General features: G+C 56.0%; 3 protein-coding genes and 1 pseudogene. 1 reads left to right on the top strand and 3 read right to left on the bottom strand.

Translation table 11 applies throughout. The features are described 5' to 3' along the window. Together G438_RS0106940 and G438_RS0106935 are read right to left on the bottom strand one after the other, a co-directional pair. A pseudogene (locus tag G438_RS0106940) lies at positions 1 to 934 on the bottom strand (hypothetical protein); the annotation flags it as partial. Positions 935 to 1,080: 146 nt separating this feature from the next. Further along, on the bottom strand, positions 1,081 to 1,386 hold the full coding sequence (locus G438_RS0106935) for a hypothetical protein (RefSeq protein WP_026460687.1): 306 nt from the start codon (positions 1,384 to 1,386) through the stop codon (positions 1,081 to 1,083). A 247-nt stretch (positions 1,387 to 1,633) separates the two neighbouring features. Between G438_RS0106935 and G438_RS11320 the strand changes: the two genes are divergently transcribed. Next, the gene (locus G438_RS11320; RefSeq protein ID WP_131245825.1) at positions 1,634 to 4,783 is read left to right on the top strand and encodes an integrin alpha; all 3,150 of its coding nucleotides are present in this window, start codon (positions 1,634 to 1,636) and stop codon (positions 4,781 to 4,783) included. Positions 4,784 to 4,894: 111 nt separating this feature from the next. On the opposite strand, the gene G438_RS0106925 is transcribed toward G438_RS11320, so the two are convergent. Next, positions 4,895 to 6,808, bottom strand: coding sequence for a dipeptide ABC transporter ATP-binding protein (locus tag G438_RS0106925; protein ID WP_034285627.1), 1,914 nt, complete (start codon positions 6,806 to 6,808; stop codon positions 4,895 to 4,897). Positions 6,809 to 6,813: the final 5 nt, after the last annotated feature.

Genomic DNA, 6,813 nt, shown 5'->3' with positions numbered 1-6,813 from the left:
CAGGAGCAGTGCCCATACCCGGCACATACGTCGCCACATGATCAGCCTCATCCACATCCCCCACAGCAACAGCAGTACGCAAACGCGCCGACCCCGTGTCATCAAGCATCAACAACGACACATCATCATCACTTTGAATCAGTTGTTCAATGGCGTGAGCATCACGCAACCGCTTCTGCGCCATCGTCAAAGCAGCAAGATACGGAGACACCGCATGCCTCACCCCACCAGGATCCACCAACCCTTCTGCCCCCACACGCTCCTGCCACTCCTCATGCAACGACGTTAAACGCTCAACCTCACCTTCCAACTCCTGCACCAACACCGGCAAACGACACCGATTCGCCGCATCCCGCGACGCCGCATCCACCCCATCAAGATTACCCACCACCTCCGGAAACTCCCTCACCAAACGCTCCCGCTCCGCAACCGTCAACGCCTGCCACCACGCCGCAACCTCCCCAGTAGACCAACTCGGATCCGGCAAATCAGCAAGCCCCTGAGAAAAACTCCCCGCCCACTCACACACCCCACCAAGTGAACCCACCCCACGAGCAACCACCCCACACCGACGCACAAAATCCCCATCAACCTCACCCGCCAAACGCAACACACCTTGCACCATACGCTCTAACTCAAACTTCGCCTCAAGACGCACCCCATTTTCATACTCCACACACTCACGCTCCCCAGGAACGGCCATATCAGGATCATCCCACCGCAACTCCACCAACTCACACGACACACACCCATCCTCACCCAAACGCAAATACGAATGCTCCTGCGCAAAAACCTCACACTCCCACCCCTTGGTGCGCACCCGACCCACCCCATCAGCAACATCAGCCAACGCCATCATCATCTCACCAGCATCAGCCACCAACGCATCCACATCACCAGCAAAACTCAACGCCTTCGACTGCATCGCCTCCACACTCAAACCCTGCGACCACATCCCCACACACACCACACGCGCCAAATCCGCAAGATCACACAACACACCATGAGCCCTACGCCAATCATCACACGCATCCAACAACGCATGCTCATGCCACCTACGCACATCCGCCCACACCACCATCACACACCACCACCCAAACGATTCACCGCCTGCGCCACCTGCGCATCCGTCAAGGCAAAATCAGCCGCAACCTCGCCCACACCCACAGCGACATCACCATAGCGCCCACCTAAAGTCTCCAAACGGTCAATAACCTCGCCCAGAGCGCGATCATAAGCAGCTTCACACGCACCACCACTAACAGCACCTCGTACAGGCGTCAGCTCCATCGTCGGCACACACCCCAACAAGCCCGCTTTCAGCTCAGACAAACGCTGAGCAAATAACCTCAAATCCCCCTCGATAATCTCAATCCCCTCACCCATCACACCCTCCCAAAAACAGATAGCGCAACAAACGGCACTATGTTACACATCACGCTGAACGTGAGCCAAATATGTGGTTCACCCCAGAAATGCGCGTCGGTGACAGTGTGGGTTGTTGTCACGAGGATTGAGGGTGGAGGTATTTAAATGTCGCCGCATGGGGCGGAATGTGACGCAATTGGGTAGTTACCAAGAAAGGGTGTGCACAGTAAACTAAGGACCGCCTAACTACGAAGAGAGGGGTTTTGTGTTTACCCATCAGTCACGTCGATACATGGTGACAACCTTGCTACTTGGCTTGTGCGCACTCACAGGAAATGGGATTGCGTATGCCGCAGACGAAAAAAAGGCCACAGGGGCCGACTCGACCGAAGCCAAATGGTCGCATATCCACCCCAGTCGCTATGGCGACATCATCCGAAAAACAGACCGCATCACATACACCGACGCAGGATCTTTTACGCCTATCAGCTGTGACGCCACAGGCGACGGCAATGCCGACATGATTTTCGCCAACACCCACGGGCTTCACGTTGTGCCATATATCCCTTACGGATCTGGAAATGACGACCTCACACGTACCCTTGAGCAACAACCGAATGTCTTGACGGTTGCGCCACCAGAAAGTAGCACCACCTATGGTCGCATCGTCACGTGTCTGCCAGGAGGCAACACCCAACACACTATCGCCGTTGCAGACCAAAACGCAGTACACATATACGCACGCGGCACCAAAGGCACGGCACCAACATTCGTGGCGACCATCAATGTTGGAGAAAGCATCCTCGCCTTAGCAGGAACACCACAAAATGCCGCGAAACCCGCCATCGCCATCGGCGTAAAGGACGGGGTACACCTGATCGACACTGCGGCGATGAACGACGCCAGAAAATATGCGTTGAATGAGCTTTCACCTCAAACATGGGCGATCGACGGAACAGGTGGTATGCAGATCGTGCCAGTTGAATCACCGCTTGGACACTTCGCGGTGAGTAGCCCAGCTCAGCAAAGCGTCTACTATGCGCGAACGAATGCTACAGCTGAGCAATTTAAAGACAAAGCCATCACCATCACCGATCGAGCAGGTAACAGCGCATTTGGTCATGCGCTCACCGTCATCGGTGACTTTAACGACGACCAGATTCCTGATCTGGCGATCGGTGCGCCAACGGCCCACAGTGACGCAGGCGCTGTTGCTCTGGTATTTAGCCCTGAAGAATCCGTCAGTGTCGACACCACTTCCACAACCGACACAGCCATTCAAACAACAAACGGTGACAACGGTGGGTATCTCCTACGGTCAGCGCTCTACGGCCGCCTCGGCGCCTCGCTCGCCTGGATCGACGGAGGAAACGAGGCTGGCGCACTCCTCGTTGGTCGCCCTCAGCATGGGGAACATGCCGGTGGTCTCATTATTTCCGCCACAGCACTGCATAAACACCACAACTCGGGAGGCGGCGTCGATGATATTGAATCCTCACGCATCGCCACAATTGCTGCAGAAGAAGGCGGCCAAGGGGATACAGGGACGAACGTAGGAATTATTCCCAGACGAAGTAACGACCCTCTAGTCGGCATCTACACGGCCAATTCACGGGGAAAAGTTCATGTGTGGACCGTTGATATGAGCCGCCAGTCGGATACATACGATGAATCTACGCCACTTGCTCCACCTTTTCCTCCGCCACCAAATCCATCGGCCGAACCCGCGTTGGCACCTATTGACACGCCAGAGACAAAGAGCTGGCTTGGTGAATTTACCTCTGGTTTTGGTGCATCACTTGCACGCGGGAGATGCGACGTGACCGGTGACGGAAAAGCCGACATTATTTCGGGAAGTCCCGTTCGCTCCGAATGGAAATGGGACCCCTACTACGCTGACAGTACAGAAACCAAAGGATGGGTATTTAACGTCACCGGACAAATCCACATCATTCCAGGTGGCACCCCGGGGGCAAGCGTACCTAATGCCCATACCATCACCATTAATGGGCCACGCCAGACACACGACCCTGCGACCGATTCAGCTATTGGACTGTCAGTAGCGTGCCTAGGTGACGTCAATGGTGACAGCATTGACGACTTCGCATTCTCGTCACATACGATCGCACGCGTCTGGGTGATTTTTGGCGGTCCCCACCTGAGCAATGTCGACCTCAACAACCTCTCGGCAGAACACGGATGGGCAGTCGAGCTGCCAGAAAATGGAAGCGGCGGTTTTCACCTCAGCAGAGTAGGAGACGTTAATGCAGACGGATATGCTGACCTAGGATTTGTTGTCGCCAATGCCGCATATGCTGCTGGAAAACGAGATGTCACTCAAGGGTCAGCATTTATTGTCAAAGGCAAAGGTGATGGCAGCACCGTTGACCTGAAAAATATTGATCACAGCAATCAGCAGATACTCAAACGCATCGACACACCGCGTGGGCATACCATGAGTGCCTTCACCGACATTGGGGACGTGAATGCCGACGGGCTCCGTGACTATCTGGTCGCCGACTTCCAACACCTCAACAAAGACTTTGTTGTTTCCGGCATCGCGTGGGTGGTCTACGGTAGCACAGCTGAAAAAGTCACAGCAGGAACGCCAGGGCTTGGCTACACGCTGACCATGCCATTTGACGTCTCCCACCGGCTAGGAGCGGGAAACTCAATCGCACCTGTAGGTGATGTTAACGCTGACGGTGTCAACGACTTCGTTATCGGATTCGATGGCGGCACAATCGTTCATCAAGGTAGTGGAGGCGTGGCACTGGTCCGCGGGATGCGATCTCCCGTAGGTGTCACCGTTGAGGATGTGCACATCAGTCCACTTCACGCCGAACACTCCTCGCCGCGTGTCTCAATCATCACGGGCACACCCGACCACAAAGGGATTGGATTCGGCTACAGCGTCGATGCCGTACAACGTGAAGGCTCATCAACACTGATCGCAGTGGGCGCCTGGGGGTACCAAGGGAATGGGCGAGTATACCTATTGACAGCCGACCAGTTTAAACACCCTGTTTCGTCAATTGACAACATACAGGCACAAATCTTTGACTCGGCAGGTATCCACGCACGTTTTGGCCGTTCCGTTGCCTTCATTGGGGACTTCCTCGACGAAACAACACTTGCTATCGGTGGCGATGGCGTCATTGACGAACACGAAACTGACAGACAAGGATATGCGCACAGTGCTCACGTCCTTGCCACCCGGATTGCCACATCCAACGACACGCCATCAAGGGACAGTGAGAGCACAGGGCCCACACCGCACACTCAGTCACCACACCACCGCGCAGGGGCACCAGTACTTGCCAGGACCGGCTTCATCGGCCCCATGATGCTCTTGATGGTTGGCGGATTGGTGACCACAGGGCTCGTATTGCGTCGCATGACACGCAGGCAGTAGACGCATTCCAGATACCAAGAATGGCGGATTTTCAGGATTTATGTCCTGAAAATCCGCCATTTTGTGCGGCTTAGGCGCAAAACAACACCCTGTGATGCAGCCCCGCAGACGTTACAGGTTGAGCTGGATCTTTCGGCCAGGAACAGCCTCGATCAGTTCGCGGGTGTAATCCTGGACTGGATTGGCGAAAAGCTCATCCGACGTGTTGGCCTCCACCAGCTTGCCTTGTTCCATCACGACGACGTCATCGGCAATCTGCCGAACAACTGCAAGGTCATGCGTGATGAAAAGGTAGGACAAGCCAAGCTGAGCTTGAAGGTCATTGAGCAAGTACAAGATCTGATTCTGCACCAGCACGTCAAGGGCTGAAACTGCCTCGTCAAGCACAACAACCTCAGGGTTGAGGGCAAGGGCACGAGCCACTGCCACACGCTGACGCTGACCACCGGAAAGTTCATTCGGGTACCGACGCATCACCGAACGTGGAAGCGCAACTAAATCCAACAGTTCCTGGACGCGGCGAAGGCGAACACGAGGTGGGAACAGGTCATGCTTTTCCTGCGCCGTCTTGGAACGGCCTGATTCAGCGATCTCAACCAGCGTCCGCGCCCACTCAGGGGCTTCGCGCTTCGTTGACGCTGCGCGAGCCACTTCCTGTCGGGCGTACTCAAGCGTGCCATATTGATGAACTCGCAGCGGTTCTTCCACGACCCGGAAAATCGAATACATAGGGTTAAGGGAACCGTAAGGGTTTTGGAAGACCGCTTGAAGACGTCGGCGCAAAGCGAAGAGTTCCTTCTCTGACATCGTCGAGGTGTCGGTGCCGTCAAAGAAAATCTTGCCGGATGTTGGGCGGTACAGTTGCAAGATCATATTGGCGGCCGTTGACTTGCCGGAACCCGATTCACCTACCACCGCAAGTGTGGTGCCACGACGCAGTGCAAAACTCACGTTGTCAACAGCAGTCAGCTTCTTCGCCTCGCCCTTGGCGCCGCGCACGTCAAAGACCTTCGTCAGGTTCTCGACGCGAATGATTTCCTCAGTGGAGGTGGCGCCGAGACCGGCACCGGTGAGTTCCTCCTCAGTGACTTCAATACCTGCCGCGTGGGCCGATTCAATACGTGCAGAAGCTAAAGATGGTGCGGCCGACACTAGACGCTTGGTGTAGGGGTGCTGTGGGCGTTGAAGGATCTCCAACGCAGGACCTGACTCAACAATACGTCCGCGGTGCATCACGACGAGCTGCTCAGCACGTTCAGCCGCCAACCCAAGGTCGTGGGTGATGAAGAGGACCGCAGTGCCCAGTTCCTTTGTGAGCTTACCCAGGTGATCGAGGATGCGACGCTGCACAGTCACGTCCAAGGCTGACGTGGGTTCATCAGCGATAAGGAGCTTAGGTCGAGCAGCCATGCCGATTGCGATGAGTACACGCTGACGCATACCACCCGAAAACTCGTGGGGGAATTGCTTTGCGCGCCGTTCAGCGTCAGGCAGCCCCGCCTCGGCAAGAAGCTCAGCTACGCGCTTACCAGCGTCGCTGCGCGGGACAACGTTATTGGCAATCAGTGACTCTTTGACCTGCGTACCAATGCGAAGCACCGGGTTGAGGTTAGTCATCGGATCCTGGGGGACCAAGCCAATACCTGAGCCGCGCAGTGCCACCCATTCTTTCTTCGACAGGGTTGTGATGTCGCGGCCATCAAACTCAATGGATCCACCTGTGACCTGGCCAGTGCCAGGGAGCAGGCCGATCACCGCTGCCGCAGTAGTGGATTTACCCGAACCAGATTCACCAACGATTGCCACAGTCTGGCCAGGGTAAATCGTCAGGTTCGCGCCGCGCACAGCGGGCACCTTACCGGTTGAGGTCGTGAAGGTCACCTCAAGGTCGGTGATCTTCAGCAGCGGGTTGGCATCCTCGGGGTGGTATTCGGCTTCGCGTGACGAGGCGGTGTCCGCGCCACCGAGGACAGTGCGGGTTACCGCTTCCTCCAGTGCCTCTTCGCTCAAGGGTGTGTCGTTCATCTGGT

Source organism: Schaalia suimastitidis DSM 15538, from assembly GCF_000429105.1.
In the GTDB taxonomy this organism is placed as follows: domain Bacteria; phylum Actinomycetota; class Actinomycetes; order Actinomycetales; family Actinomycetaceae; genus Pauljensenia; species Pauljensenia suimastitidis.
Note: the sequence above shows the minus strand (reverse complement) of the source record. Positions and strands in the feature narration are given on the sequence as shown.

Bases quoted from the DNA above. Each gene is read 5' to 3' on its own strand.
- G438_RS0106935 (WP_026460687.1), bottom strand. From the start codon at position 1,386: ATGGGTGAGGGGATTGAGATTATCGAGGGGGATTTGAGGTTATTTGCT.
- G438_RS0106925 (WP_034285627.1), bottom strand. From the start codon at position 6,808: ATGAACGACACACCCTTGAGCGAAGAGGCACTGGAGGAAGCGGTAACC.